Raw genomic sequence first — 22,786 nt, forward strand, 5'->3', positions numbered from 1 at the left:
GTCCCGGGCGAGCTCAGCCCGCCAACGCGGCGAGCAGCCGGTCCACCGGGCTGCCGAGGCCCCATTCCCGCTGCAACTCGCGGACCCGCTCGATGTCCAATGCGGTAACCGGTTTCGCGTCGGTGGGCAGGCTGTGGGTCACCGGGGAGTCGGTCACCGTGTTGACCACTGTCGGTGCGGCGTCGAGGTACTCGGCGGCCTCCAACAGCCTCTCCCGGTTGCGGTTGGTCAGCCCGGGAGCCCCTGCCTCGGCCGCCGCGCGCAGTTCGGCCAGCGATCCGAACCGGGTGATCAGTTTGGCCGCCGTCTTCTCCCCTATCCCGGCCACCCCGGGCAGTCCGTCGGAGGGGTCGCCCCGCAGCACGGCCATCTCGGCGTAGGCGCGGCCGGTGTCCTCGATGGGCAGCTCGTAGCGCTGCGCCAGCTCTGCCGGGCCGTAGTCCTGTGCCTTGGCCAGTCCGCCACCGATGTAGACGACCCGGGAGGTGGTGGGGGAGTCCCGTACCAGTTGGAACAGGTCGCGGTCGCCGGTGATCACCTCTACCGGATCGGTGTCCTCCCGTGTCACCAGCGTCGCGATGACGTCGTCGGCTTCGTGACCCTCGGCCTCGGCGGTGTCGATGCCCAGGGCGGCCAGCAGTTCCAGGATCACCGGAATCTGTGGTTCCAGCGTGTCGGGAACCGCCTCCTCCACTGTCCCGGTGTCCGTTGTTCCGGGATCCGAAGTGGGCTCGGCCACCCGGTGCGCCTTGTACGAGGGCAGCGCGCGTACCCGGAACTCGGGGCGCCAGTCGTTGTCCAGGCAGGCCACCAGGCGGTGCGGTCCGCGTTCGGTGAGCAGTTTCGCGAGCATGTCGCAGAACCCGCGTACCGCGTTCACCGGCGTTCCGTCCGGGGAGGTCAGTGACTCCGGCAACGCGTAGTAGGAGCGGAACCAGATTCCGGCCGAGTCGAGCAGCATCACCGATGATTTCACGCCGCTCAGCGTGTCACGTCGCCGGTCCGGCACGCCCTCTGGCGGGTGGCTCGGACCGGTGTGGCGGTTCTCGTCCCGTCCGGGGCGAAATCGGCCACGGCCACCACGGGGCGGGTGTGCCGTTTCTCGTGGCGTGGCGGGGTGGTCTTGGTCCGAACCGCACACGCGTTCCGCTTCGCCGTGCAACCCTCCACGGGTGGATCATGAAAAACGTTCGAACGTGGGTTTTCCACCCCCATCGAGGAAAGTACTGGCCGGGACGGCGGTCGCGGTGCTGACCACACCGGCCTGTTTCGCACTGCTGGGGTTGGTCAGTACCGGATACCTCGACTGGCCGGACAGGATGCGGGAAGTGGCCGAGGGGGTGACGGTGATCGCCGAGGTTTCGGCGCCCGTGGTGCTGTTCCCCGGCCTTCCGCTCGCCCTGCTGACGGAACGGATCTGCGCGCGAGCACGGCTTCCGCTGACGCTGCTGGCCTTCGCACTGGCGGGTGTGGTGGCGGGATTCGTCGCTTCGTTCCTGATCCTCTACGATCCCCTCTTCTACTCCCTCGCCGTTTTCGTCGTCCCCTTCGCGGTGCTCAGCGCGGTACTCGGAAGGGCGTTCGCCGGTCCGGTGGCTCGCAGGCCCGGGTTGTGCTGGGTTCTCGTGTTGATCGTCGCCGCTGTGTCGGTCCTGGCCGTGCTCGGATCGTCGAGCTGACCGCCCCCCGGACAGGCGGGTCCGCGCCCCGCTTCCGGAACTCCGGAACAACGCGATTCACCAAGGGAACTTGGCAGAGTTCCCTTGGTGGTTTAGGTTTCGGCGGGTGACCGAACGGGACAGCTACGAACTCGACGCGGCGAGCCTGCGCGCCCTGGCTCACCCGTTGCGCATCCGGATCCTCGGCGAGCTGCGCGCGAGTGGCCCGGCCACGGCCACGCAGCTGGCCGAGCGGTTCGAGCAACGCTCGGGGACCACCAGCTGGCACCTGCGGCAGCTCGCCGAGCACGGTTTCGTCGAGCAGGACACCGAACGCGGCAACCGCCGGGAACGCTGGTGGCGGGCGATGCACTCGGAGACAGCGCTTCGTCCGGAGAGTTTCAGCGCCGACGCCGAACTCGGCCCGACGCTGAGTACCCTGCTGCACGAGGTGGCCGCCAACCACCACCGCGAACTCACCCGGTTCCTGGCCACGCTGCCGGAGTGGTCCGGTGAGTGGGTCGAGGCCTCGGAACTGTCGGACTGGGTGCTGTCCCTCTCGCACACCGAACTGGCCGAGTTCACGGCCGAAGCGGGCAGGCTCGTGGAGCGCTACCGCCGCGCTCCCGCTCCCGGTGACGAAACGGTGCTGGTGCAGCTGCGGGCGTTCCCGCGAGGGGAGCGGCGGGAATGAACCGGTTACGGCTGCTGACCCTGTGGTTGTCGACCGGCACCGTCAGCACCGCCAGCGCGGCCGGATTCGTGGCGATCCCGTGGTTCGTGCTCCTGACCACCGCGAGCGCGGCGAACGTGGGCATGGTCACCGCGGCGGAACTCGCGGGGATGCTGCTGACCGCCGCGCTCGGTGGGCCGCTGATCGACCGAGCCGGACCTGCACGAACCGCCCCGCTGGCCGATCTGGGCGCCGCGCTGTGCGTCGGCGCGATACCGCTGGCGCAGGCCACCACCGGGCTCGAACTCTGGTCGCTGATGTTGCTGGCCGGTGCGTTCGGAGCGTTCCGCGAGCCCGGCCAGACAGCCCGCCGGGTCGCCGTCCCTGAACTGGTCACCAGGGCGGGGGTGCCCATGGAACGCGGTGCGGGAGGTATGGACGCCGCACTCCGCGCGGGCCACCTGTCCGGGGCACCGCTGGCCGGTGGTGCGCTGGCGCTGTTCGACCCTTCGGGAGTGCTCTGGATCAGCACCGCGACGATGCTGCTCTCCGCGTCGCTCGCGGCCTGCGCCTGCCACGGGGTGACCGTCTCAAGGTTCAGGGAACCCGAAGGGTTCTCGCGCCGGTACGCGGCGGGACTCGATTACCTTCGTCGTGACCGGCTGATCGCCGGGATCATGGTGCTGCTGTTGCTGACGAACACCCTTGACCTGGCGTTCACGGGTGTCTTCCTTCCCATCTACTCGGCTCGGGTCCTGCACGACTCCGTGGCACTCGGTGTGCTGGTCGGCGCGCTGGGCGGGGCCGCGCTGGCGGGGAATCTGCTGTTCACCTGGCTCGGTGCTCGGATGCGGCGTCGAAGAGCCCTGTTCGTGTTCGCCTTCGCGTTCGGGCCGGTACCGCCGCATCTCGCGCTTGCCGGAGGCGCCGGATTCGCGGTGTTGCTCGGCGTGGTGGTGGGGGGCGGACTGCTCGCCGGGATGATCAACCCGATCCTGGCCGCCGTGACCTACGAACGGGTACCGGCCGAACTGCGCGGTCGGGTGCTGAGCCTGACGACCCTCGTCGCACAGGGCGGCACCCCGCTGGGAGTGCTGTTCGGCGGGTTGGCGGTGGACTCCCTCGGGCTGCGTGCCACGTTGAGCTGCACGGCCGTGGCCTATCTGGTGGTGCTGGTGATGCCGGTGTTCGGGAAGAGCTGGCGGGAGATGGACCGTCCCCGGCCGCGGACGACGGCAGCGGAGACAGTGGCCAGTACACCGCACGGCGGACAGGAGTTATCGGATTCGTCACCTCCGGGTGGTGGTCGGCGGGCCGAGAACCCGGGATGGTGATCGTGTCGGTTCCGGAGCGCTTCCCCCTCCCGTTGTGCGCTCCGGAACCGTCACGCGCTGCTCGCCGCTTCCGGGGGACGCACGACCGCCCCGCGGCGCGCGCCGATTCGTCTCCGAGACGCTGCTCGCCCCCAGTGGCCTCGGTCGGGCCTCGAACGGAAATGGTGCGGTACCCGGGGAGCGGTCGTGCGGATGCCGCTCCGCGCGTACCGGCCAGCTGCCCCGAGCGCTACCGGGGCACATAGAGTTGAACCATGTCCACCGTTGCAACGAAGCAGGACCCCACAGTGCTCTCGGCGCGGCTACAGCGCGCCGCCGAGAAGGCTGCCGCCGCGGACATCGACGCGCTGCTGATCTCACCGGGATCCGACCTCGGTTACCTCATCGGGGTCGATGGTGAGTCCTTCGAACGGCTCAGCTGCCTGGTGCTGCCCGCCGCGGGAAGCGGGCTCTCTCCGGTGCTCGTCGTCCCCAAGCTCGAGGAGCTCGGTTACTCCGAGGTGCCCGCCCAGGAACTGGGACTCGAGATCACCACCTGGGTCGACGGGCAGGATCCGCACACCATGGTCGCCGACCTGTTGCGCAGGGGCGGCTCCACGCCTTCCCGAGTGGGGGTGGCCGACGTGATGCCCGCGCTGCACACCCTGCCGCTGCGCGGCGCTCTGCCGGGAACCGAGCAGCTGCTGGCGAACCCGGTGCTGCGCGCGCTGCGCATGCGCAAGGATCCCGAGGAGATCCGGGCCCTGCGCGAGGCCGGTGCCGCCATCGACCGGGTGCACGCCCGGATGGGTGAGTTCCTCCAGGTGGGGCGTACCGAGGCCGAGGTGGGCGCCGACATCAGCCGGGCGATCGTCGAGGAGGGACACTCCGAGGCCGAGTTCGTGATCGTCGGTTCCGGGCCGAACGGCGCCAGCCCGCACCACGCTCTCTCCGAACGGGTGATCCAGGAGGGGGACGTGGTCGTGGTGGACATCGGTGGTCCCATGCCGAGCGGCTACAACTCGGACTGCACTCGCACCTACTCGCTCGGCGAGCCGCGCGGTGCCGACGTGCGCGGCACCTACGAAGTGCTGCACGCCGCCCAGCGGGCCGCGGTCGAAACCGTACGCCCCGGTGCCACCCCCGCCGAGGTCGACGCCGCCGCCAGGGAGCCGATCACCGCAGCCGGGTTCGGTGACTGCTTCGTGCACCGCACCGGGCACGGCATCGGCTTGGACGTGCACGAGGAGCCCTACATCATGGGCGGCAGCGACATCGCGCTCGAACCCGGCATGGCCTTCAGTATCGAGCCCGGCATCTACCAGCAGGGACACTGGGGTGCCAGGATCGAGGACATCGTCGTGGTCACCGAGCACGGCGTGGAGAGTGTGAACAACCAGCCGCACGAGTTGGTGGTGCTGCCGACGTGACAGACCGGAATGCCGCGCAGAGTTCCGAGCTCGAGGCGACCGATCGGGCCATTCTCCGAGAACTGCTTCGGGACGGCCGTTGCAGTTTCACCGATCTCGGGGAACGGGTCGGGCTCAGCGTCTCGGCGGTGCACCAGCGTGTCCGCAGGTTGGAGCAACGCGGAGCGCTGCGTGGCTACACGGCCAGGGTGGACGGGGAGCAGATCGGACTGCCGCTGACGGCGTTCATCTCGCTGACCCCGATCGACCCGGCGGCCCCGGACGACTACCCGCAGCGGCTGGAGCACCTGCCCGAGATCGAGTCCTGCTTCTCGGTGGCCGGGGACGAGTCCTACATCCTGCAGGTTCGGGTGGCCTCACCACTGGCTCTGGAGGACCTGCTGCGGCAGATCCGGGAGTCGGCGAAGGTTTCCACCCGGACCACCGTGGTGCTGTCCACCCCCTTCGAGAACCGCCCTCCGGAACTTTGATCGAAATTCTTCTCGGCTTTCGGGGGGTCGCTTGGCGGAATCTCCCGCACGGCTCTCGCTCCGGGAGGCCCGACATCGAGTAGGTACTACGCCACGTCGAGCCTTCCTCGCGAGGGGCGACGCGGGAGAGTCGGCGGCGGTGCCTGCTGCGTGAGTGGTGGGGCTCGGCTCGCGAGGCTGGTCGGGGTTCGGTCTGCGGGAGCGCTGGGGGCGGTGCTGGTGGTGTCGAAGAGCTGGCGGGATTCACGTTCGGTGGATGCAAGCGGGACACGCCGTTCTCCGGCGTGTCGCGCGAGAGGAAGATCGCCGCGGCTTCCACTACCGTGACAGGGTGGCACGCAATACGATCTACGATCAGTTCGCGGAAGCCTACGCGCTGCACTCCGAGCACAGTCCGGCCAACGCCTACTACGACCGCCCGGCCATCCTGGGGCTGGCGGGCGACGTCTCCGGCAGGAACGTGCTCGAACTCGGGTGCGCGGCCGGAGTGCTGTCCGAACAGCTCGTCGAACGCGGTGCCTCGGTGTTCGGAGTGGACCGCGAACCGAAGATGATCGAACTCGCCCGTCGCAGGCTCGGTGGGCGTGCCCGGTTCGAGGTGGCTGACCTCTCGGAACCGCTCGAGACCGTGGCCGCCTCGAGCGTCGACCTGGTGGTGGCCTCGTTGGTGCTGCACTACCTGCCGGACTGGGAACCGCTGCTGACCGAACTGGACCGGTGTCTGGTTCCGGGGGGCGAGCTGGTCTTCTCCGTACATCACCCGGCGGCGGACTGGCAGTGGTTCGGGCGACCGGACTACCTGCGCACCGAGCTGGTCGCCGAGACCTGGCCGGTGGGGGGACAGGAAGTCTCGGTCTCCTTCTACCGCAGACCGCTCTCGGCGGTGTTCGAGCAGCTGCACCGATGCGGTTTCGTGGTCGACACCGTGGGGGAGCCGCGTCCACTGCCCGAGCTCAACGATCTCTCTCCTGACGCTTACGTGGAGCTGAGCAGCAAGCCCGTTTTCCTGTTCGTCAAGGCCTTCACGGTGGGCTGACGGTGCGTTAGTCGCCCCGGGAGGTCGGTTCGGCGGTGACCCGTTCGATCGGCACCATGCGCAGCGCCCCCTCACCGTCGGGTAAGCAACCCGCTTGACGCCGTTCGGAGGACAGGAACTCGTCGAGGCAGCCGGCGATGCGCGCGTAGCCGGTCGCGTTGGGATGGAACGACTCCTGCATCGCGTGCGAGGCACGTTTCTCGTGCTCCAGGTCCTTCCAGTCGACCGCGAGACGACGGAACCACTCCGTGTCGGCCGATTCGTCGGGCGCGGTGCACGCCTCGTGTCCGTGCCCGGCGCGGGAGAGGTCCAGGAACCGCACGTCCTGCCGCTCGGCCACCTCGCGCAGTCCGGCCGAGAGCCGCGGGACGGCCGTGTTCCGGACCCAGCGCACATCGACGTCTCGCAGCGGGCAACCGGACAACCCGTGCAGATCCGGGCGGATACCAGGTCCCACCGGTGAGGCGTAGGACTGCAGCACCAGTGAGTAGCTGTCCCGCGTGTAGCCCGCCCGGCGCATCACGTCCTTGATGTCGGTCAGGGCCTCGCCGACCTTCGGTCGCATGTCTTCCACCCGCTCGGGCCATTCGCTCCGCAGTCGTTTCGAGCAGCCTCCAGGGGTCTTGGAGATCCAAGCCTGGACGCAGGAGTTCAGTACACCGACGAAGTCGGGGTCGTCGTTCGCCCCGACGGCCACCACGATCTCGGTGATGCGGTATCGCTGGGCGAGCCGCGCCAGTTCGGCCGCCTGCGAGCTCCGCGCCGCGTTCGTTCCGGGGTCCAGGCCGACCGTGCCCGCTCTCGCGCCGGAACAGGCGAGATTGAAGCGTTTCACCTCGGAGGGAAGATCGAGCTGGTGGATCACGGCCTCGGAGGAGCGATGGCACCAGTTGCCGTCCCGCCCGTCCGTGCCGGGGAGATAGTCACCCGCGCCTTCGCCGGAGATCGTGCTGTCGCCCATGGTGACCACCGCCCGGGGCAGCTCCGGTTCGGGCGGGTGCGGGACGGGTACGGGCCTGTCGCTGACCAGCACCACCAGTGCGAACACGCTTCCGACGAGGAACAGGGTGATCAGTTTCGACCGGCGCGTTCGCATCACCGGTGAAGTCTATGGCCCCGCGTGCGGTGCACGGCACGGTACCCGAGGGAAGTTCGGGTAACGTTTCGAGTACCACCGGTTCACCCGTGCCCGGCGGGCGAGCGCCGTCGAGTCGTCGCGGAGTGAACCGGGGCGGGAGTAATTCGGTTTGCTCGCGCGTTGTCCACTACGAAGAGTCTGTCAGCGGAGGTGCCAGCGCGACGTGCCGATACTGATCCTGCTGCTCGTCGGGGTCGCCGTCGAGATCAGCGTGCTTGTCCTGGTCGGCCAGCTCATCGGGGTTTTTCCCACCATCGGGTTACTGCTCGCCGGTGCGCTGGTCGGTTCCTGGTTGCTGCGGCGCGAAGGCCGCAGGGCGCTGCGCGAGTTCGGTGAGGCCGCGCGCACGCGCCGCCCGCCCGAGCGCGAGGTGTCGGACGGCGTGCTCATCGGCGGTGGTGGGCTGCTGATCATGGTTCCCGGCCTGCTCAGTGACGTCCTCGGTCTGCTGGTGCTGCTGCCACCGATTCGAGCGTTGTTGCGGACCCGGATGCGGCGGAGCGCAGAACGTCAGCAGCAACGCATGCGGGAACGCATGGTCGGTTTCGGCCCCGCCGGTTTCGGGCCGGACACCTTCGCGTCCCCCGGCTCCGGTGCCGCTCGGAACGGGAGACGAGGACGTGATGACGAGGACGTGATCGACGGCGAGGTCGTTTCCGTCTCCGAGGACGACGAAGGGCAACCACCCGAGTACGGTTCCAGACCGCTGGACCAGGGTGGAATGGGCGGCCCCGACGACGACCGGGGGCAGTACCGGTGGCGGCCCTGAGTGGGTCGGCTGTAGTCAGGTCGGTACAAGCAGCGGGTTAAGCTACTTCGGGGCGACCGCGACCGACGGCGACGAGTCGTGCCGGTGACGCCGCGTAGCGGTACGGCCGAACACACGACTCGGGAAGCGCCGAATAATGGTTGGGCGGTTCGCGCAGGTTGCACACGCGAGGGTGAACTACAGGGGCCAGGTCCGATACATGTCCGACACCACGCTTTTGCTCGGCGGAAGAATCTATTCGCCGGGCAATCCGGATGCCACCGCGATGGCCGTCAGGGACGGCACGATCGCCTGGGTCGGCACCGACACGGTTGGCCGTGCGCTGCATCCGGACGCCGAGATCGTCGATCTGGCCGGTGCGTTCGTCGCACCGGCCTTCGTTGACTCGCATGTGCACGCGACCTCGAGCGGACTGCTGCTCAACGGCCTCGACCTCACCGGCTGCGCCTCGCTGACCGAGTTCCTGCACGCGCTGCGTGACTACGTCGCCGAGCACCCCGGCAGGCTCGTCTGGGGGCACGGCTGGGACGAGAGCTGGTGGCCCGAGCAGCGTCCTCCGACCCGGGCGGAGGTGGACGACGCGGCTCGCGGCGCCCCCGTTTACCTCTCCCGCATCGACGTGCACTCGGCACTCGTCTCCAGCGCGTTGCTCGACCGCGCGCCCCTGGCGAAGGGGGCCGAGGGGTGGGACGAGGAAGGTCCGCTCACACGTGTCGCGCACCACCACGCGCGCAGCGCCGCGCGTGAGTCGCTGAGCCCGTTGCAGCGCAGGGAGGCTCAGGCCGCGTTCCTGCGACACGCCGCCTCCCAGGGGATCGCCAGTGTGCACGAGTGCGCCGGGCCGGACATCTCGGGTGCCGACGACCTGGCCGATCTGCTCATGCTCTCCCGCCAGGGTGGGGTTCCCGAGGTGGTCGGGTACTGGGGGGAACTGGGAGCGCTGGAAACCGGGCGTGAACTCGGGGCCAAGGGACTCGGCGGCGATCTGTTCGTGGACGGCGCGTTGGGGTCGCGTACCGCCGCTTTGCGGGAGCCCTACACCGACTCACCCAACACCTCGGGTGTGCTGTACCTGGACGCCGACGCCATCGCCGAGCACCTCGTGGACTGCACCCGCAACGGTGTGCAGGCCGGCTTCCACGTCATCGGTGACGCCGGTGTCGCCGAGGTGGGAGAAGGGTTCCGTCGTGCCGCTCGGGTGGTCGGTACCCCGGCGCTGGCGGGCAGCGGGCACCGGCTGGAACATCTCGAGATGATCGACGGCGAACTCGCCGGGGAGCTCGCCGGTTACGGAGTGGTGGCCTCGGTTCAGCCGTGCTTCGACTCGTCGTGGGGCGGCACCTCCCGGATGTACGCCAGCAGGCTCGGATCTCGGCGCGGTGCCAGGCTGAATCCGTTCTCCGAACTGGCCTCCAGCGGGCTGGTGCTCGCCTTCGGCTCCGACGCGCCGGTAACCCCGGTCGGCCCCTGGGAGGCCGTCCGTGCGGCCGTACACCACCGCACCGAGGGATTCGGCATCTCGCCGCGGGCCGCGTTCAACGCCCACACCCGGGGTGGCTGGCGAGCAGCGGGGGTCAACGACGGGACCACGGGCACCCTCGTCCCCGGTGCCGCTGCCACGTATGCCGTGTGGAAGGTCGACGAGTTCGTCTCGCCGGTGCAGGACTCGCGAGTGCGCCGTTGGTCCACCGATTCCCGTTCGGGGGTTCCCGCCCTGCCGGACGTGTCCCCCGGAGCGAGGTTGCCGCGTTGCCTGCGAACCGTGCTACGTGGTGAAACCATTCACCAGCGCGACTGGGGCGACGACGACCACCAGGCCGACACGGCACCGCTGCCGGTCGTTTTCCCGTGAGTTCCCGCACCACGGCGCGTGTTCGGCGCAGCGCGGCGGCGGAGTAGATTCGCGTCGTGCGCCGCCGGTGACGCGGTGGCCGAGTGCTCGTTGGTGGTGAAGGTTGATCGGTTGGTTATCCCCAGAGTGAGCCCGGGAGACGGACAGCGTTCCGGCCCCGCGTCCGGGCGCGGCGTAGGACGTGCTCGCCGCACGCTCCTCGCGCGGCTGGCGCTGGTCGTCTCGGCCGGTCTCGTGCTGTACTGGTCGGGTCCACCGCGCGACCTGTGGTGGCTCGCCCCGCTCGCGGTCGCCGGGTTCGTGCTCGCGGTACGTCGGATTCGCGCCCGCGCCGGATTCGGGTACGGATTGCTGTTCGGGCTGGCCTACACGCTTCCGCTGCTCGGCTGGTTGCTGGACTTCCTCGGAGCGCAGTTCGGTCCGTGGCCGTGGCTCGGTGTGTGCCTGGTGGAGTCGCTGTTCTTCGGTCTCGCCGGAGCGGGTGCGGCGCGGGTGAGCAGGCTGCCGGGAGCTCCGTTGTGGCAGGCCGCTGTCTTCCTGACCGCCGAAGTGCTGCGCTCCAGCCTGCCGTTCGGTGGTTTTCCGTGGGGGCGGCTGGCGTTCACCCAGACCGGGGGTGTGCTGCTGCCGCTGGCCTCGTTGGGAGGCACCGCTCTGGTCGGTCTGGGGGCGGCTCTGGTCGGTGCCGGGCTGGCCGAAACGCTCGTTCGGCTGCCGTGGTTTCGGCGGGACGTCGCCGCTCGGAGCGGTCGAGAGCGGCGTTCGACGGGCCGTGGCCGACTGTTCGTGGTGCCGCTCTGTGCCGTGCTGGTACCGGTCCTCGGCGGACTCGCGGTGCTTCCCACCGTCGGCGCTACCGCGAGCTCGGACACGGCCACGGTCGCCGCCGTGCAGGGCAGTGCCCCGAACGTGGGGTTGGACCTGCTGTATCGTGACCGGCAGCTACGGCTGAACCACATCCGCGCCGCTCGCCGGTTGGCGGACGACGTGGCGGCCGGGCGGGTCAGGCGCCCCGACTTCGTGCTGCTGCCCGAGCAGGTCGGTTCGTGGGGGCCGGAGAGGCGGGACCCGGCGTTGCGGCGCATCGCCGAGCGGATCGGCTCCCCGGTGATCGTCGGTGGTCTCGCCTACGGGCCGGATGGCAGGCTGAGCAATCGCATAGTGCGGTGGGGGCCGGAGACCGGTGCGAGCGGCGAGTACGTCAAGCAGCACCTGGTGCCGTTCGCGGAGAAGATTCCGCTGCGCTCGGTGGCCGGTGCGGTCAGCCCGTTCGTCCGGCGGTTCCAGCAGGACATGGTCGCCGGCGACGAGCCCGGACTGCTCAGGGCAGGTTCCGTCCGGTTGGGTGTCGGGATCTGCTACGACGTCGCCTACGACGACGTGTTCCGGCAGGCGGCCCGTGCTGGGGCGAACCTGTTCGCGTTGCCCACGAACAACGCGTGGTACGGCCACTCGGAGATGAGCCACCAGCAGTTGGCGATGGCGCGGCTGCGTGCCGTCGAGCACGGCCGCTCGATGGTCGTCGCCGCGACCACCGGGGTCAGCGCCGTGGTGCGTCCGGACGGAAGCGTGAAGCGGCGCACGGAGCAGTTCACCGCCGAGACGGTCGTGTCCGAGGTGCCGTTGCGTTCGTCGAACACTGTGGCCACCTTTCTCGGGCGGTACGTGACGTGGCTGGTGAGCGCTCTCGGTGTCGGGGCGGTGCTGACGACCTCGCTGCGTCGGTATCGCGACCGCGCGGTGGAGCCGGTCCGGTGAGTTGTGCGTCGGTGGCCGTTCGGCCGTGCCGGTCGGGGACCGCGCCGTCGTGTGGTGCCGGTCATGTCGGCGCGTATGCGAGGAGACAAGGATGACGAACCCGCGGCGATCATCGAGTGCGCCCCCTTCCTCGGTGCTCGTGGTGATCCCGACGTTCAACGAGCGGGACAACCTGCGAGCCGTCGTGCGGCGGCTCACAGCGGCCGTGCCCGCCGCGCACGTCCTGATCGTCGACGACAACAGCCCGGACGGAACGGGAGCGTTGGCCGACGAGCTCGCCGAGACCGACGAGCGGCTCCACGTGTTGCACCGCGAGGCCAAGGCCGGCCTCGGCGCCGCTTATGTCGCCGGGTTCGACTGGGCGCTGCGACGTGGTTACGAGGCGGTCGTGGAGATGGACGCCGACGGGTCCCACGCTCCGGAGCAGCTGGCCACCATGCTCGAGACGCTGTCCGCCCGAGGTGCGGGGACGGTGCTGGGGTCGCGCTATGTCCCCGGCGGGAGGGTGCTGAACTGGCCCTGGTACCGCTCGCTGCTCTCGCGGGGCGGAAACCTCTACTCCAAGTGGGCGCTCGGCGTCGGCATCAACGATCTCACCGGGGGGTTTCGGGTGTATCGGAGTGAGGTGCTGCGCGGTCTGGACATGCACACCGTCGCCTCGCAGGGGTACTGCTTCCAGGTGGACCTGGCGATGCGGGCCGTGGAGGCGGGCAGCAGTGTCGTCGAGGTGCCCATCACCTTCGTGGAGCGGGAGAGCGGTGAGTCCAAGATGACCGGGGCGATCGTGCGCGAGGCGCTGTTCCGGGTGACCAAGTGGGGATTGCGCAGGCGCGGTGGCAGGCTGCTCGCACTGGCACGGCGCACGATCGTGCCACGGCGTCATCCGCGTCGGTGAGCACCGAGCTGTTGTTCCGGTAGTTGGGATTCTCCGGGAGCCTACGGGTGGCGCTCCGTACGAGTGAGGCGGGACGCACCGCCGAGCGGGTTTCTCGGTGAGGTGAGAACGAACGGGCGCCCGCTCACCTGCCGGAGCGGACGCCCGTGTACGGCTGCACTGTCAGTTCGTACTTTCGCTGGGCCGGTTGCGGCGTGCGCGCAGCTCCTCCAGCCGTTCGTTGAGCAGTTCCTCGAGCTCGGGTATGCTGCGGCGCTCCAGCAGCATGTCCCAGTGGGTGCGCGGCGGCTTGGCCTTCTTCTGCTCCGGCTGGCTGCCGTCGACGATCTTCGACTCGGTGCCGTGCAGGCGACATTCCCAGGTTGACGGGACCTCGGCGTCGTCGGAGAAAGGCACCTCGAACTCGTGGTCCTTGGAGCAGGCATAGCGCACCGTCCGGCGCGGTGCGAGGTCGTGGTTACGGTCCGTCTCGTAGCTAACCGCTCCGAGCCGGCTGCCACGCAGAACGCGATCGGCCATGACGGTTCCTTTCGCTTCGGGGCCCGGGGGGCCGGGCGGCTGTGCTCACCGAGTGCAACGACGTGGACCTCGTCGTCTGTTCCCGGTGTGGGGTTTCTGGTTGCCGTCGGTGACGACATTCACTCGTCAACTGGGTTGACTACCTGTGAGATGCACGGTTGCGAGGTTCGTGACGCGTTTTCCCCCTCGTAACCCACAGGTACGCCTGAACGGGTGATAGTGCCAGAACACCCGCTACTCAGACCAAATGCGAACGCGGACATCTCCCGGAATGGGACCGATATCACTTTCCCATTTGAGTTAGGGAGCGATCATTTTGTTACTCGTAGTGACTGCTGTCGTACTCGATCCGATAGTGACGCAAGGTACTGGAATATGCCAACACACGTATGAGCGGGGGGATAGTGTCACTGATTTGGAGCAGTGTCGCGTGCGGCGACGTGCCGTGCAGTCGCACTACCACCTTTTCGGGCGATACGGACAGGCCCGGTAGAACGGCCCTCACCACCGTTCGCCCCGCCCCGACGCCCGAACCCACCGGCCCCTGGTCGGGGATCTCAGTGCCCCGCGACTCATCTCCGAACCGGTGCGCGGCCGGTACCTCAGAGCGCCTCGGGAACCGAGTTGCCCGCTTCCCGGATCGCACGCCGGACCGGCACCAACGCGACCAGCAGCAGACCGAGGACGAAGAAACCGAGCAGTGACAGGATCGCCAGCCGGAACGATCCGGTGGTCTGCCCCACGACCGCGAAGAGCAACGGTCCCAACCACGAAGTGGACCGCTCGCCGATCTGGTAGAGCGAGAAGTACTCGGCCTCGCTGCCTGCCGGGATCATCTGGCTGAACAGCGAACGCGACAACGCGTTCGTGCCCCCCAGCACCAGTCCGATACCCGCCGCGACCCCGTAGAACTGCAGCGGCTGCCCCTGACGGATGAAGAACGCGCCCACCAGCACCACGATCCAGACCAGCAGGCTGAGCATGATCGTGCGCTTGGCTCCCAGCCCGCGGGCCACCCATCCGTGCAGCATCCCTCCGAGAAACGCGATGAACTGCACGATCAGGATCGTCGTGATCAGAACCTGCCGGTCGAGGCCGAGTTCTAGATCGCCGTACTGGGCCGAAACCTTGAACACCGTGCTGATGCCGTCGGTGAAGACCATGTAGGCCCCGAGAAAGGCCAGGGTCAGCGGCAGGCGCCGCGCCTGCCGCAGGGTCGTGGCCAGTTGCCGGAATCCGGTGCCCAGTATCGTCTCCTTCGAGGTGGCGCCGGAGGCGAAGTCGGGTGCGGAGCCGTGTCCGCGCAGCGTCCGGAGTGGCAGCACGGTGAAGGCCGCCCACCACACGCCGCACGAGACGAAGACCAGGCGTACGGCCGTGCCCTGATCGATTCCCAGGGCCCCGTGCCCTACGTAGATCACCAGGTGCAGTGCGAGAGCCGCGCCACCACCCAGATAGCCGAACGCCCAACCCCGCGTGGACAGGGCGTCACGTTCGTCGGGGCCGGCTATCTCCGGCAGCAGCGAGTAGTAGACCACCACGGCCGCGCCGAAGCACAGGTTCGCGAGCAGGAAGAGTACCGCGCCCAGCAGCCAGTTCCGTCCGTCCACGAACGCCAGCAGGGTGGTGGTTCCCGCGCCGCCGAAGGCGAAGGTGCCCAGCATTCTCCGCTTGTCGCGGGTCCGGTCGGCGATCGCCCCGGCGATCGGCAGGACCAGCACCTGGATCACGGCGGCAGCCGAGAGCAGGTAGCCCCACAGTGAACCGGCCGGAAACGACCAGCCCAGCACGGCGATGTCGCAGCGCTGCAGCGCGTCGCCACCCGGACAGGCGGCCATGCCGTTGCGCGCCACGTCGGACTCGGCGGCACGAGTCGCCACCGTGGTCAGGTACAGCGACAGGAACACCGTGGTGATCGAAGTGGGAAACACCGAGTTGGCCCAGTCGTACCAGCACCAACCGCGATGCTCGCGCCGTCGAGCGGTTTCGGTGGCGAACTCCGCGTGTGGGGCGCTCATGTGTGGCCGTCCTCGAAGTAGGTGACTGCGTCCGACTACTTCGAGGACTTTTCTTGCCCGAGCCGGTCGGGACAATGCGTAGTTCCACTCAGAAGTGGTGCCGGCCGGACGCTGTTCGGGGACGGTTGTTCTACCGAACCACGGGCCACTGCCCTCGCTGCCGCAGGAGTCCACGCAACAGGTCCGGGCGATCAGTCAGCAGTCCGTCGACGCCGGTGTCCAACAGTTCCGCCATCTCCGTCGGCTCGTCCACCGTCCACACGTGCACCTCGGTGCTCCTGGCATGGGCTCGTTCGACGAAACGTCGGTCCACCACCCGCAGTCCACGGTGTCGGCGCGGAACCTGGGCGGCGGCCCCGCTCGGAATCGTGCCACCGCGCACCGCCGCCGAGAGCAGGGCGGCTCCCGGGCGGGACCCCGACCAGATACCCCCGATCTCCAGCGGTCCCATCGAGGTCAGCAACCGGGGATCACCGTGGGTCCGCAGCATTCCCAGGCGCCGGTCGGAGAATCCCGCCAGGCACACCCGGTGCCAGGCGTCGTGGCGACGGATCGTCCGCAACGTGGCCACCACGGCGGAATCGGCCTTGACGTCGATGTTGAGCAGGGCCTCGGGAAGCTCCTCCAACAACTGGTCCAGTGAACACACCGGTTCACGCCCACCGATACGAGCCGCGGCTACGGTCGACCAGCGGTGCCTGTGGATCTCGCCCGTGCTGTCGGTGGTACGGCGCAGATCGGGGTCGTGGTGGACCACGGCCACACCGTCCGAAGTGGCGTGAACGTCGGTTTCCAGGTAAAGGAAGCCCTCTCGAAACGCGCGGCGGAAGGCGCTGAGCGAGTTCTCCATACCCACGAGTTCGCCGATGTGCCAGCCGCGGTGTGCGAAGGCGCGCGGGTGCAGCTCCGGACGTAGGAAGGGGTGCCGTCGAGAGATCGGTGTGAACGAGCCGAACATCGCACCACTGTGCAACGCGGGGTTCGTCGGGGCGTCACGGGGTTTTCCGGAAGCCGGCGGAGTGTTCCCGCGCTGCTGGGCGGCCCTTCCAAGGTCCAGCGGGCCCGGGTAGAAGCACTGTGCGCCGGTCTCGACAGCGGAGGTTCGGAAGTGGGTCGTTCGAGGCTGAGGAGTATCACCGGCGAAGCCGTTGTCGCGATTTTCGGGCTGTGGCGGAGGATTTTTCGGCGTGGCTCCCCGCAAATGAGCTCGATTCGGACTAGCGTGGTCAACCGTGGAGACAACACCCGATCTCGAATCGCTCCAGCCACGCAGCCGAACACCTCGACACTGTTCGTGGTGCGGCCGTCGGATACCGGGCGCGGGCAGTGTCGGTCGTCCGCGCATGTACTGCGCGCAGTCCTGCAGACAGCGTGCCTACGAGCGCCGTGCGGCGGTACAGCGCGGTGGGTTGCCGGAGGACGCGGTGGTGCTTTCCGGCGCTGAACTCGACGACCTGCAGGACAGGTTGTTCCAGCTGCGGTGTGCGGCCGAGGACGTCGCCACCGCGGCCAGGGAAGGCGCGGAGCAGGCCGAGGTCCGTGGGTTGGCGCAACAACTGCTGGACAGCGCGCGTGAGCTGGAACGTATTCGCTAACGGAACGAATGTCGGTCACCGTTGCTCCGAACGGAGCATTGTCAATGTCGGCGCGGTTGGCCAACATGATACGCCGAACTCTGCCCCAAGCGAGTGATCGTCACGGCGATACCGCGGTCGTCGGAACTCCCGGTCACTCCCGGTACCGGCTAGGAAGCTACAACGTTGCCCCCAACCTCTGCGGTCCGCGGCCTGCGCCGCGCCGAGCTGCGTACTCCCGATCCCGCCGCCACCACCCACTTCTACCGGAAACTGCTGAACTGGACGGTGCTGCAATCCGAGGAGGGGTTCGACTGCTGGGTCGGTGAGCGCAAGTGCGCCATCGTTCGTACGAACCGCTCCCGACGGGCTCCGCAGTGGCGGCTCGTGTTCGCGGGCGCCACCACGGACGGAGACCTCGCCGGTCCCGAGGACACTCACGCGAGTATGGTCAAAGGCCGCGCGCAGCACGGTCCCTGGGCGCCCTCGCCGCGCAGGGGCGAACCGTGCTGGGTGGAACTGCACACCGCCCAGGCCGAGTCCGCCGACAGTTTCTGGAGCGAGTCACTGATCTGGACGGTCGGCTCGGAGTGGGGGAGAACGAGTTACACGGTGGAGGAGCGCCCGGTGGCGGCGCGAACCGGTCCGCGCGGTGAGGCGGAAGGTACCGGCTGGTTGTGCTACTTCGTCGTCGAGGAGCTGGACGCGGCGGCCGAGCGAGTCGAGGAACTGGGCGGATCGGTGCTGGAACGCGTGCGGCACGACTCCCTGGGGGACTCCCTGGTGATCGCCGATCCGGACGGGGCCGTCTGCGCCCTTGTTGCTGAGACAGGACGCTGGGGCGGTTGAGTGAGGCGACTCACTCGGACTCAGGGTTCCGCGACAGCTCGTTCAGCACCCCGTGTGTTCGGTTCGCCCGGACGGAGAGTCGTTGTTCGCGGGCGGTCACGTCGATGTAGGTCTGACTCGAGTTGATCGAGGAGTGGCCGAGCAGCTTCGCTATCTCGGCGGCGTTCGCGCCGTCCTCCGCCAACCGGGTCGCGAAGGTGTGGCGCAGTGCGTGCACCATGGCACCCCGCCGCACCCGGTCGGAGACGCCCGCGGCACGCAGCGACTGTCTGACCAGGTACTGCAGTCCCCCGCGCCGTAGCGGTTCACCCCGGTGATTGACGAACAGCGGCTCACCGCCGGGCAGTCGCCGTCCGAACCGTCGTTTACGGGTCTCAAGGTAGTCCTCCAGGACCTTCTCCAGGGACTCGTCGATGGGTATGGATCTGTTGGCACCACCCTTGCCGTGGACGTGCAACCGCCGTTCCCCGCGTCTGCCCGCCAGGGCCGAAACGGTCAGACCCAGCAGTTCCGCCGAACGCAGCCCCGTGCACAGCAGAGTGGACAGTATCGCCAGGTCCCGTTCCGGCCATGGTTCGCGCGCCTTGCGCGCCCCCTGGGCGACCAAGCGCAGCAACCGTTCCGGGGTCTCCTCGCCGTCGAGCGGTTTCGGGGTGGTGGCGGTGAGCCGTGGTTTGGGAACCACGGGCATCGGATTGCCGGAGGTGGCACCTTCCACCACCAGGAACCGGAAGAACCCGTTCCAGCTCGACCACGCGCGTGTGACCGAGGAAGCCGAGCGACTGGCCGCATGCCTGGCGAACGCCGAGCGCAGCGACTGCGCCGTCACGGATTCCACGGGGAGCTCGTCGCCGGTCACCCCGACAATCTCGGCCAACTCCGATGCGATCGATTCGAGGTCGCGCCGATAGGCCCGCAGTGAGTTCTCGGCCAGTTTCCGCGCCTGCAGGTGCTCCAGATAGGCGGCTATCCAGTCCGTGAGCGTGGACGCTCCTCGCGCGTCCCGCGCACCGGTCGGCACCGTGACACCTCCGGATGTTCTCTCGGGGCGGGACCCGTACCGGGCCTTCGCACGAAGTCGATCATACGAGAAGTCTCCGGGCGCAGCGCGCCGCGCGTGGACGATGGTGACCGGTGGGCCGTCGGTCACCACGTCCGTGGCGCGGCGCACATCGTCCTTGGTGGGGGATGCGTATGAGCCGCTCAGGAGGTGCGGAGGAAGTGGTCCAGCACTCGGGTGCCGAATCGCAGTGAGTCCACCGGGACCCGCTCGTCCACCCCGTGGAACAGCGCGGAGAAGTCCAGATCGGCGGGCAGGCGCAGCGGGGCGAAGCCGAAGCAGTTCATGCCCAGCCTGCTGAACGACTTGGCGTCGGTGCCGCCGGACATCATGTACGGCAGCGTGCGGGCGGCCGGGTCCTCGGTGAGCAGGGAGCGGGTCATGGACTCGACGATCTCCCCCTCGAAGCGGGTCTCCACCGGTGGCAGGCCGACCCATTCCCGTTCGACGTCCGGCCCGAGGACGTCAGCCAGCTCCCGGTCGAACTCCTCCTCCCGGCCGGGCAGGATGCGGCAGTCCACCGAGGCCTCGGCCACCGAGGGAATCACGTTGGCCTTGTAGCCCGCGTCGAGCATGGTCGGGTTGGCGATGTCGCGGACGGTGGCGCCGATGATCCGGGAGAGGTTGCCGAGTTTGGCGATCGCACCGTCGAGGTCGTCCTCGGGAAAGCTCCAACCGGTGAGTTCACTGACCCCGTCCAGGAACTCCCGCACGCTGTCGTTGAGCACGACCGGGAAACTGTGCTGCCCCAGCCGGGCGACCGCCTGCGCGAGCTGGGTCACCGCGTTGTCCTCGTGCACCATCGAGCCGTGGCCCGCGCGGGCGCGGACACGCAGTTTCAGCCAGCGGATTCCCTTCTCGGCCGTTTGGATCAGATATGCCCGAACGCCGTCCCCGAAGGTCACGGAGTAGCCTCCGACTTCGCTGATGGCCTCGGTGCAGCCCTCGAACAGTTCCGGGCGGTGGTCCACCAGCCACTGGGCGCCCTGCAGTCCGCCTGCCTCCTCGTCGGCGAGGAAGGCGAACACGAGGTCGCGTGGTGGAGTAATGCCGTCCCGGCCGAGCCGGCGTGCTGTTGCCAGCGTCATGGCCACCATGTCCTTCATGTCGACCGCGCCGCGGCCCCACAGGTAGCCGTCCCGTACCGCGCCGGAAAAGGGGTGTACCGACCACTCGGTCGGGTCGGCCGGAACCACGTCCAGGTGGCCATGTACCAGCAGCCCGCCCCGTTGGCGGTCAGCGCCCGGTAGGCGGGCGACGACGTTGCCACGTCCCGGTGTGTCACCCGATTCCACGTAGGTGGTCTCGAACCCGACCTCGCCGAGCTTCTCCGCCACGTACTCGGCAGCCGGTCGCTCCGGTCGCAGGGTCGCCGGATCACCGGTGTTGCTGGTGTCGAACCGGATCAGTTCGCTCGCGAGATCGACGACCTCTTCCTCGGCCGCGCGCAGGTCCGGATCAGTGCTCGAAGGGCTTTCGTCCTGGGGATCAACATGTGCGCTCACCTGGCCTTTCTACCACCTTCGACGCGAAGGAGGGGGGTGGTTGTAGGGGCGTCGCATCGATCAGTTATCGTAGTATCACAACGCAATGAGGGGTTCGGAACAAACCGAGCTGCTACTGCGTCGGAGTGGCGGAAACGGTAGACGCGCTAGCTTGAGGTGCTAGTGACCTATTAATGGTCGTGGGGGTTCAAGTCCCCCCTCCGACACCCTGTCAGGGGAAATTTCCCCGATGTGCGAGGTTCGAAGGTCTGTTGTCGCGGCGCCGTGGGTGCCGCTGTTTTTCATGTCGTGACGCGCTGGCTGTGTGTGGGTCGTGCTGTGGCCGCCGGGGTGGTGGTCGGCATGGCTGAGTCGGTCGTGTCCGCGGTGGTTCCCGGTGCTGGGTGTGGTGAGTCCGCCCGGATTCCGGTGGCTGGTGGGGTGTCGCCGCGTGCGTTTCCGCTGGCCGAGGTGCCGGAGTCTGTCGGGGTGTCGTCGTGGGTGTTCGGCATGGGCCGGGTGGATGCCTCGGGCCGGGTCGGTGATCGTGCTGTGGTGGCCGCGTTGGGTTGGGGGCGTGATCAGTGCTGTGAGCTCGGTGTGCTCGCGGGTTCGGTGCTGCTGCGGGCCCACTCGGACGGGCTCTACGGGCTTTCCGGGGCGGGGTATGTGGTGGTTCCGGCGCGGGCGCGTTCGCGCTGCGGGATCACCTCGGGTGATCGTGTGCTGTTGGCGGGATCGCCGCGGCAGGGGGTGCTGCTGGTGCACCCGCCGGTGGTGGTGGAAGCGGCGCTGGCCGAGCGGCACGCGGCGGTGCTGGGGGTGAGCCCCGATGAATGATCCCAGGGAGCAGTCAGGCAGCACCGGTCCCGGTCCGTCGGAGCTGGAGGCGGCTCGGTTGGTGTTGGCGCGGATGGGGGTGGCGCCGGAGGATCTGGTCGGGGCCTCGGTGGGCTCTTCTGTGGTGCCGACGTTTGCTGAGTATGTGCCGGTGGTGCAGCAGGCGGTGTCGGTGGGCACTAGGCGGGTGTATGGCTCGTATTGGAAGCGGGTGTTGGAGGTGTGGGGTTCTCGGCGGTTGGATGAGCCCACCGCGTCGGAGGTCAAGCAGTTGGCTGAGTGGGTGCGGTCTCAGCGGGTGCTGCGGCGCAACGCGCGGGGTGGGCGGAGTGCGGTGGAGCACTGTATCGCGGCGTTGCGGTGTGTGTATCGGCACGCGGTGGCTGATGGGCTGCTGTCGGAGTCGCAGGATCCGGCCCGGCGGGTGGTGATGCCGCGTCGGTTGCCGAGTACGCGTCGGGGGTTGGGTGAGCGGCCGGTGGCGGAGTTGAACCGGGTGGCCGCGTCGACGGGTAATGATCCCGCGTTGGACACGTTGTTGTTGCGGTTGCACACCGAGACGGCCTGCCGCCGCGGGGGTGCCCTGGCGTTGAGGGTGGCTGATTTGGATCCGCAGCAGTGTCTGGTGTTGTTGCGGGAGAAGAACGACACGGTGCGGTGGCAGCCGGTCTCGCCCACACTCATGCGGCACCTGCGGGAGCACGCCGACCAGCGGGGCGCGCACGCCTCCGGTGATGGGAGGGTGCTGCGCTACCACAGCGGGGCAGCGTTGACGCATCGGCGGTATGACCATCTGTGGCACCGGCTGGGGCGGCACGTGTCGTGGGTGGCCACGCAGCAGGTCAGCACGCACTGGCTGCGGTATACCACTCTGACGTGGGTGGAGCGCCACTTCGGTTACGCGGTGGCCCGGGCCTACGCCGGCCACACCGACCACGCGGGCCAGGACGGGGCAACGGCGACCTACGTCCGCGCCGGACTCCCCGAAATCGCCACGGCGTTGACCGCCCTGACCGGAGAAGACCACCCACTGGCCCAGCCCGGATAAACGCCGTCGTGGCTGGTGCCCGACGTTCAGTGTTGATCCTCGGGCACAAGCCACGCGGCTGCTCGCCAGCTGTTCGCCGAGCATTGGGTGAGGAAGAAAGTCGGCGTGACAGCTACCCGCATTTGTTACGTCTGTGGATTCAGTATCGAGTAAAATTTTATCGACTCAGGCCACCAGGAGTCGTTAAAGCCATCAGCACCTGCGAGACAAGCCGAGCCTTCAAGACCCCGCTCAACGCGGTCGAGCAGGGCGAGAGCGTGTCCGCGAGACGCTTCGGACGGTGGGTAGCCGCCCTGGTTCTCCGGTGCCGCAGTCCAATGGCGCGGCTGTGAGGAAGGTGCTGGTCCCCCGGCAGGGTCATGCCCACGGCGTTACCGAGCTTGCCGATCGAGTTGCGGCCGC

Annotated in this window: 21 protein-coding genes and 1 tRNA gene; 15 read left to right on the forward strand and 7 right to left on the reverse strand. The window is 68.5% G+C overall.

What is annotated here, in order from left to right; genetic code table 11:
• Positions 1 to 13: 13 nt before the first annotated feature.
• Entirely contained in the window at positions 14 to 961 is a 948-nt protein-coding gene (locus tag BLQ75_RS18345; protein ID WP_092603951.1) for a 5'-3' exonuclease, read from the reverse strand.
• A 235-nt stretch (positions 962 to 1,196) separates the two neighbouring features.
• Here BLQ75_RS18345 and BLQ75_RS18355 point away from each other — a divergent pair, with 235 nt between their 5' ends.
• The 6 genes from BLQ75_RS18355 (at position 1,197) to BLQ75_RS18380 (ending at position 6,580) form a co-directional block, all read left to right on the forward strand.
• Positions 1,197 to 1,679 carry a hypothetical protein gene (locus BLQ75_RS18355; protein ID WP_139183028.1) on the forward strand — a complete coding sequence of 161 codons (483 nt, stop codon included), beginning with the start codon at positions 1,197 to 1,199 and terminating at the stop codon, positions 1,677 to 1,679.
• Positions 1,680 to 1,785: 106 nt separating this feature from the next.
• Positions 1,786 to 2,352: an ArsR/SmtB family transcription factor gene (locus BLQ75_RS18360; protein ID WP_092603896.1), complete on the forward strand. Its 567-nt coding sequence runs from the start codon at positions 1,786 to 1,788 to the stop codon at positions 2,350 to 2,352.
• Positions 2,349 to 3,665: an MFS transporter gene (locus BLQ75_RS18365; RefSeq protein ID WP_092603897.1), complete on the forward strand. Its 1,317-nt coding sequence runs from the start codon at positions 2,349 to 2,351 to the stop codon at positions 3,663 to 3,665. The genes BLQ75_RS18360 and BLQ75_RS18365 overlap by 4 nt, the downstream gene beginning before the upstream one ends.
• A 254-nt stretch (positions 3,666 to 3,919) precedes the next feature.
• Positions 3,920 to 5,074, forward strand: a complete 1,155-nt coding sequence (locus BLQ75_RS18370; RefSeq protein ID WP_092603898.1) for a M24 family metallopeptidase — start codon at positions 3,920 to 3,922, stop codon at positions 5,072 to 5,074.
• A complete protein-coding gene (locus BLQ75_RS18375; RefSeq protein ID WP_043574872.1) occupies positions 5,071 to 5,544 on the forward strand; it encodes an Lrp/AsnC family transcriptional regulator in 474 nt (157 codons plus the stop codon). The genes BLQ75_RS18370 and BLQ75_RS18375 overlap by 4 nt, the downstream gene beginning before the upstream one ends.
• Positions 5,545 to 5,875: 331 nt before the next feature.
• A complete protein-coding gene (locus BLQ75_RS18380) occupies positions 5,876 to 6,580 on the forward strand; it encodes a class I SAM-dependent DNA methyltransferase (protein WP_211481451.1) in 705 nt (234 codons plus the stop codon).
• Positions 6,581 to 6,587: 7 nt separating this feature from the next.
• Here BLQ75_RS18380 and BLQ75_RS18385 read toward each other — a convergent pair whose 3' ends face one another.
• On the reverse strand, positions 6,588 to 7,676 hold the full coding sequence (locus tag BLQ75_RS18385) for a GDSL-type esterase/lipase family protein (RefSeq protein ID WP_092603899.1): 1,089 nt from the start codon (positions 7,674 to 7,676) through the stop codon (positions 6,588 to 6,590).
• 205 nt (positions 7,677 to 7,881) lie between these two features.
• Between BLQ75_RS18385 and BLQ75_RS18390 the strand changes: the two genes are divergently transcribed.
• The 4 genes from BLQ75_RS18390 to BLQ75_RS18405 all read left to right on the forward strand — a co-directional run bounded on the left by BLQ75_RS18390 (position 7,882) and on the right by BLQ75_RS18405 (position 12,992).
• The gene (locus BLQ75_RS18390; protein WP_092603900.1) at positions 7,882 to 8,487 is read left to right on the forward strand and encodes an FxsA family protein; all 606 of its coding nucleotides are present in this window, start codon (positions 7,882 to 7,884) and stop codon (positions 8,485 to 8,487) included.
• Positions 8,488 to 8,686: 199 nt separating this feature from the next.
• Positions 8,687 to 10,339, forward strand: coding sequence for an amidohydrolase (locus tag BLQ75_RS18395; protein WP_092603901.1), 1,653 nt, complete (start codon positions 8,687 to 8,689; stop codon positions 10,337 to 10,339).
• 111 nt (positions 10,340 to 10,450) lie between these two features.
• Complete coding sequence (gene lnt, locus BLQ75_RS18400) at positions 10,451 to 12,097, forward strand: apolipoprotein N-acyltransferase (RefSeq protein ID WP_244515694.1); 1,647 nt, start codon at positions 10,451 to 10,453, stop codon at positions 12,095 to 12,097.
• A 91-nt stretch (positions 12,098 to 12,188) separates the two neighbouring features.
• Positions 12,189 to 12,992, forward strand: coding sequence for a polyprenol monophosphomannose synthase (locus BLQ75_RS18405; protein WP_092603902.1), 804 nt, complete (start codon positions 12,189 to 12,191; stop codon positions 12,990 to 12,992).
• 162 nt (positions 12,993 to 13,154) lie between these two features.
• On the opposite strand, the gene BLQ75_RS18410 is transcribed toward BLQ75_RS18405, so the two are convergent.
• The 3 genes from BLQ75_RS18410 to BLQ75_RS18420 form a co-directional block, all read right to left on the reverse strand.
• Entirely contained in the window at positions 13,155 to 13,511 is a 357-nt protein-coding gene (locus BLQ75_RS18410) for an RNA polymerase-binding protein RbpA (RefSeq protein ID WP_092603903.1), read from the reverse strand.
• A gap of 602 nt (positions 13,512 to 14,113) precedes the next feature.
• The gene (locus tag BLQ75_RS18415; RefSeq protein ID WP_092603904.1) at positions 14,114 to 15,529 is read right to left on the reverse strand and encodes an MFS transporter; all 1,416 of its coding nucleotides are present in this window, start codon (positions 15,527 to 15,529) and stop codon (positions 14,114 to 14,116) included.
• 130 nt (positions 15,530 to 15,659) lie between these two features.
• A complete protein-coding gene (locus tag BLQ75_RS18420; protein ID WP_092603954.1) occupies positions 15,660 to 16,487 on the reverse strand; it encodes a glycerophosphodiester phosphodiesterase family protein in 828 nt (275 codons plus the stop codon).
• Positions 16,488 to 16,761: 274 nt separating this feature from the next.
• Between BLQ75_RS18420 and BLQ75_RS18425 the strand changes: the two genes are divergently transcribed.
• Positions 16,762 to 17,124 carry a hypothetical protein gene (locus BLQ75_RS18425; protein ID WP_092603905.1) on the forward strand — a complete coding sequence of 121 codons (363 nt, stop codon included), beginning with the start codon at positions 16,762 to 16,764 and terminating at the stop codon, positions 17,122 to 17,124.
• Between the two features lie 165 nt (positions 17,125 to 17,289).
• Positions 17,290 to 17,952: a VOC family protein gene (locus BLQ75_RS18430; RefSeq protein ID WP_092603906.1), complete on the forward strand. Its 663-nt coding sequence runs from the start codon at positions 17,290 to 17,292 to the stop codon at positions 17,950 to 17,952.
• 10 nt (positions 17,953 to 17,962) lie between these two features.
• Here the strand turns inward: BLQ75_RS18430 and BLQ75_RS18435 are convergent, their stop codons facing one another.
• Together BLQ75_RS18435 and BLQ75_RS18440 are read right to left on the reverse strand one after the other, a co-directional pair.
• Positions 17,963 to 18,973 (reverse strand): tyrosine-type recombinase/integrase, encoded by a 1,011-nt coding sequence (locus BLQ75_RS18435; protein ID WP_092603907.1) that lies wholly within the window; start codon positions 18,971 to 18,973, stop codon positions 17,963 to 17,965.
• Positions 18,974 to 19,155: 182 nt separating this feature from the next.
• Positions 19,156 to 20,517, reverse strand: coding sequence for a M20/M25/M40 family metallo-hydrolase (locus tag BLQ75_RS18440; protein ID WP_092603908.1), 1,362 nt, complete (start codon positions 20,515 to 20,517; stop codon positions 19,156 to 19,158).
• A gap of 119 nt (positions 20,518 to 20,636) precedes the next feature.
• Between BLQ75_RS18440 and BLQ75_RS18445 the strand changes: the two genes are divergently transcribed.
• The 3 genes from BLQ75_RS18445 to BLQ75_RS18455 all read left to right on the forward strand — a co-directional run bounded on the left by BLQ75_RS18445 (position 20,637) and on the right by BLQ75_RS18455 (position 22,384).
• Positions 20,637 to 20,723: transfer RNA gene (locus BLQ75_RS18445), tRNA-Leu, on the forward strand.
• A gap of 136 nt (positions 20,724 to 20,859) precedes the next feature.
• Positions 20,860 to 21,336 carry a hypothetical protein gene (locus BLQ75_RS18450; RefSeq protein ID WP_139183029.1) on the forward strand — a complete coding sequence of 159 codons (477 nt, stop codon included), beginning with the start codon at positions 20,860 to 20,862 and terminating at the stop codon, positions 21,334 to 21,336.
• Positions 21,329 to 22,384: a tyrosine-type recombinase/integrase gene (locus BLQ75_RS18455; protein WP_092603910.1), complete on the forward strand. Its 1,056-nt coding sequence runs from the start codon at positions 21,329 to 21,331 to the stop codon at positions 22,382 to 22,384. The genes BLQ75_RS18450 and BLQ75_RS18455 overlap by 8 nt, the downstream gene beginning before the upstream one ends.
• The last annotated feature ends 402 nt before the right edge of the window (positions 22,385 to 22,786 follow it).

It is taken from the genome of Actinopolyspora xinjiangensis (assembly GCF_900104475.1).
Taxonomy (GTDB): Bacteria; Actinomycetota; Actinomycetes; order Mycobacteriales; family Pseudonocardiaceae; genus Actinopolyspora; species Actinopolyspora xinjiangensis.

What these genes read in the sequence shown, in the direction of transcription:
- BLQ75_RS18410 (WP_092603903.1), bottom strand. Translation starts at nt 13,511, where the DNA reads ATGGCCGATCGCGTTCTGCGTGGCAGCCGGCTCGGAGCGGTTAGCTAC.
- BLQ75_RS18345 (WP_092603951.1), bottom strand. Translation starts at nt 961, where the DNA reads ATGCTGCTCGACTCGGCCGGAATCTGGTTCCGCTCCTACTACGCGTTG.
- BLQ75_RS18370 (WP_092603898.1), top strand. Translation starts at nt 3,920, where the DNA reads ATGTCCACCGTTGCAACGAAGCAGGACCCCACAGTGCTCTCGGCGCGG.
- BLQ75_RS18405 (WP_092603902.1), top strand. Translation starts at nt 12,189, where the DNA reads ATGACGAACCCGCGGCGATCATCGAGTGCGCCCCCTTCCTCGGTGCTC.
- BLQ75_RS18455 (WP_092603910.1), top strand. Translation starts at nt 21,329, where the DNA reads ATGAATGATCCCAGGGAGCAGTCAGGCAGCACCGGTCCCGGTCCGTCG.
- BLQ75_RS18365 (WP_092603897.1), top strand. Translation starts at nt 2,349, where the DNA reads ATGAACCGGTTACGGCTGCTGACCCTGTGGTTGTCGACCGGCACCGTC.
- BLQ75_RS18415 (WP_092603904.1), bottom strand. Translation starts at nt 15,529, where the DNA reads ATGAGCGCCCCACACGCGGAGTTCGCCACCGAAACCGCTCGACGGCGC.
- BLQ75_RS18420 (WP_092603954.1), bottom strand. Translation starts at nt 16,487, where the DNA reads ATGTTCGGCTCGTTCACACCGATCTCTCGACGGCACCCCTTCCTACGT.
- BLQ75_RS18385 (WP_092603899.1), bottom strand. Translation starts at nt 7,676, where the DNA reads ATGCGAACGCGCCGGTCGAAACTGATCACCCTGTTCCTCGTCGGAAGC.
- BLQ75_RS18450 (WP_139183029.1), top strand. Translation starts at nt 20,860, where the DNA reads ATGGCTGAGTCGGTCGTGTCCGCGGTGGTTCCCGGTGCTGGGTGTGGT.
- BLQ75_RS18395 (WP_092603901.1), top strand. Translation starts at nt 8,687, where the DNA reads ATGTCCGACACCACGCTTTTGCTCGGCGGAAGAATCTATTCGCCGGGC.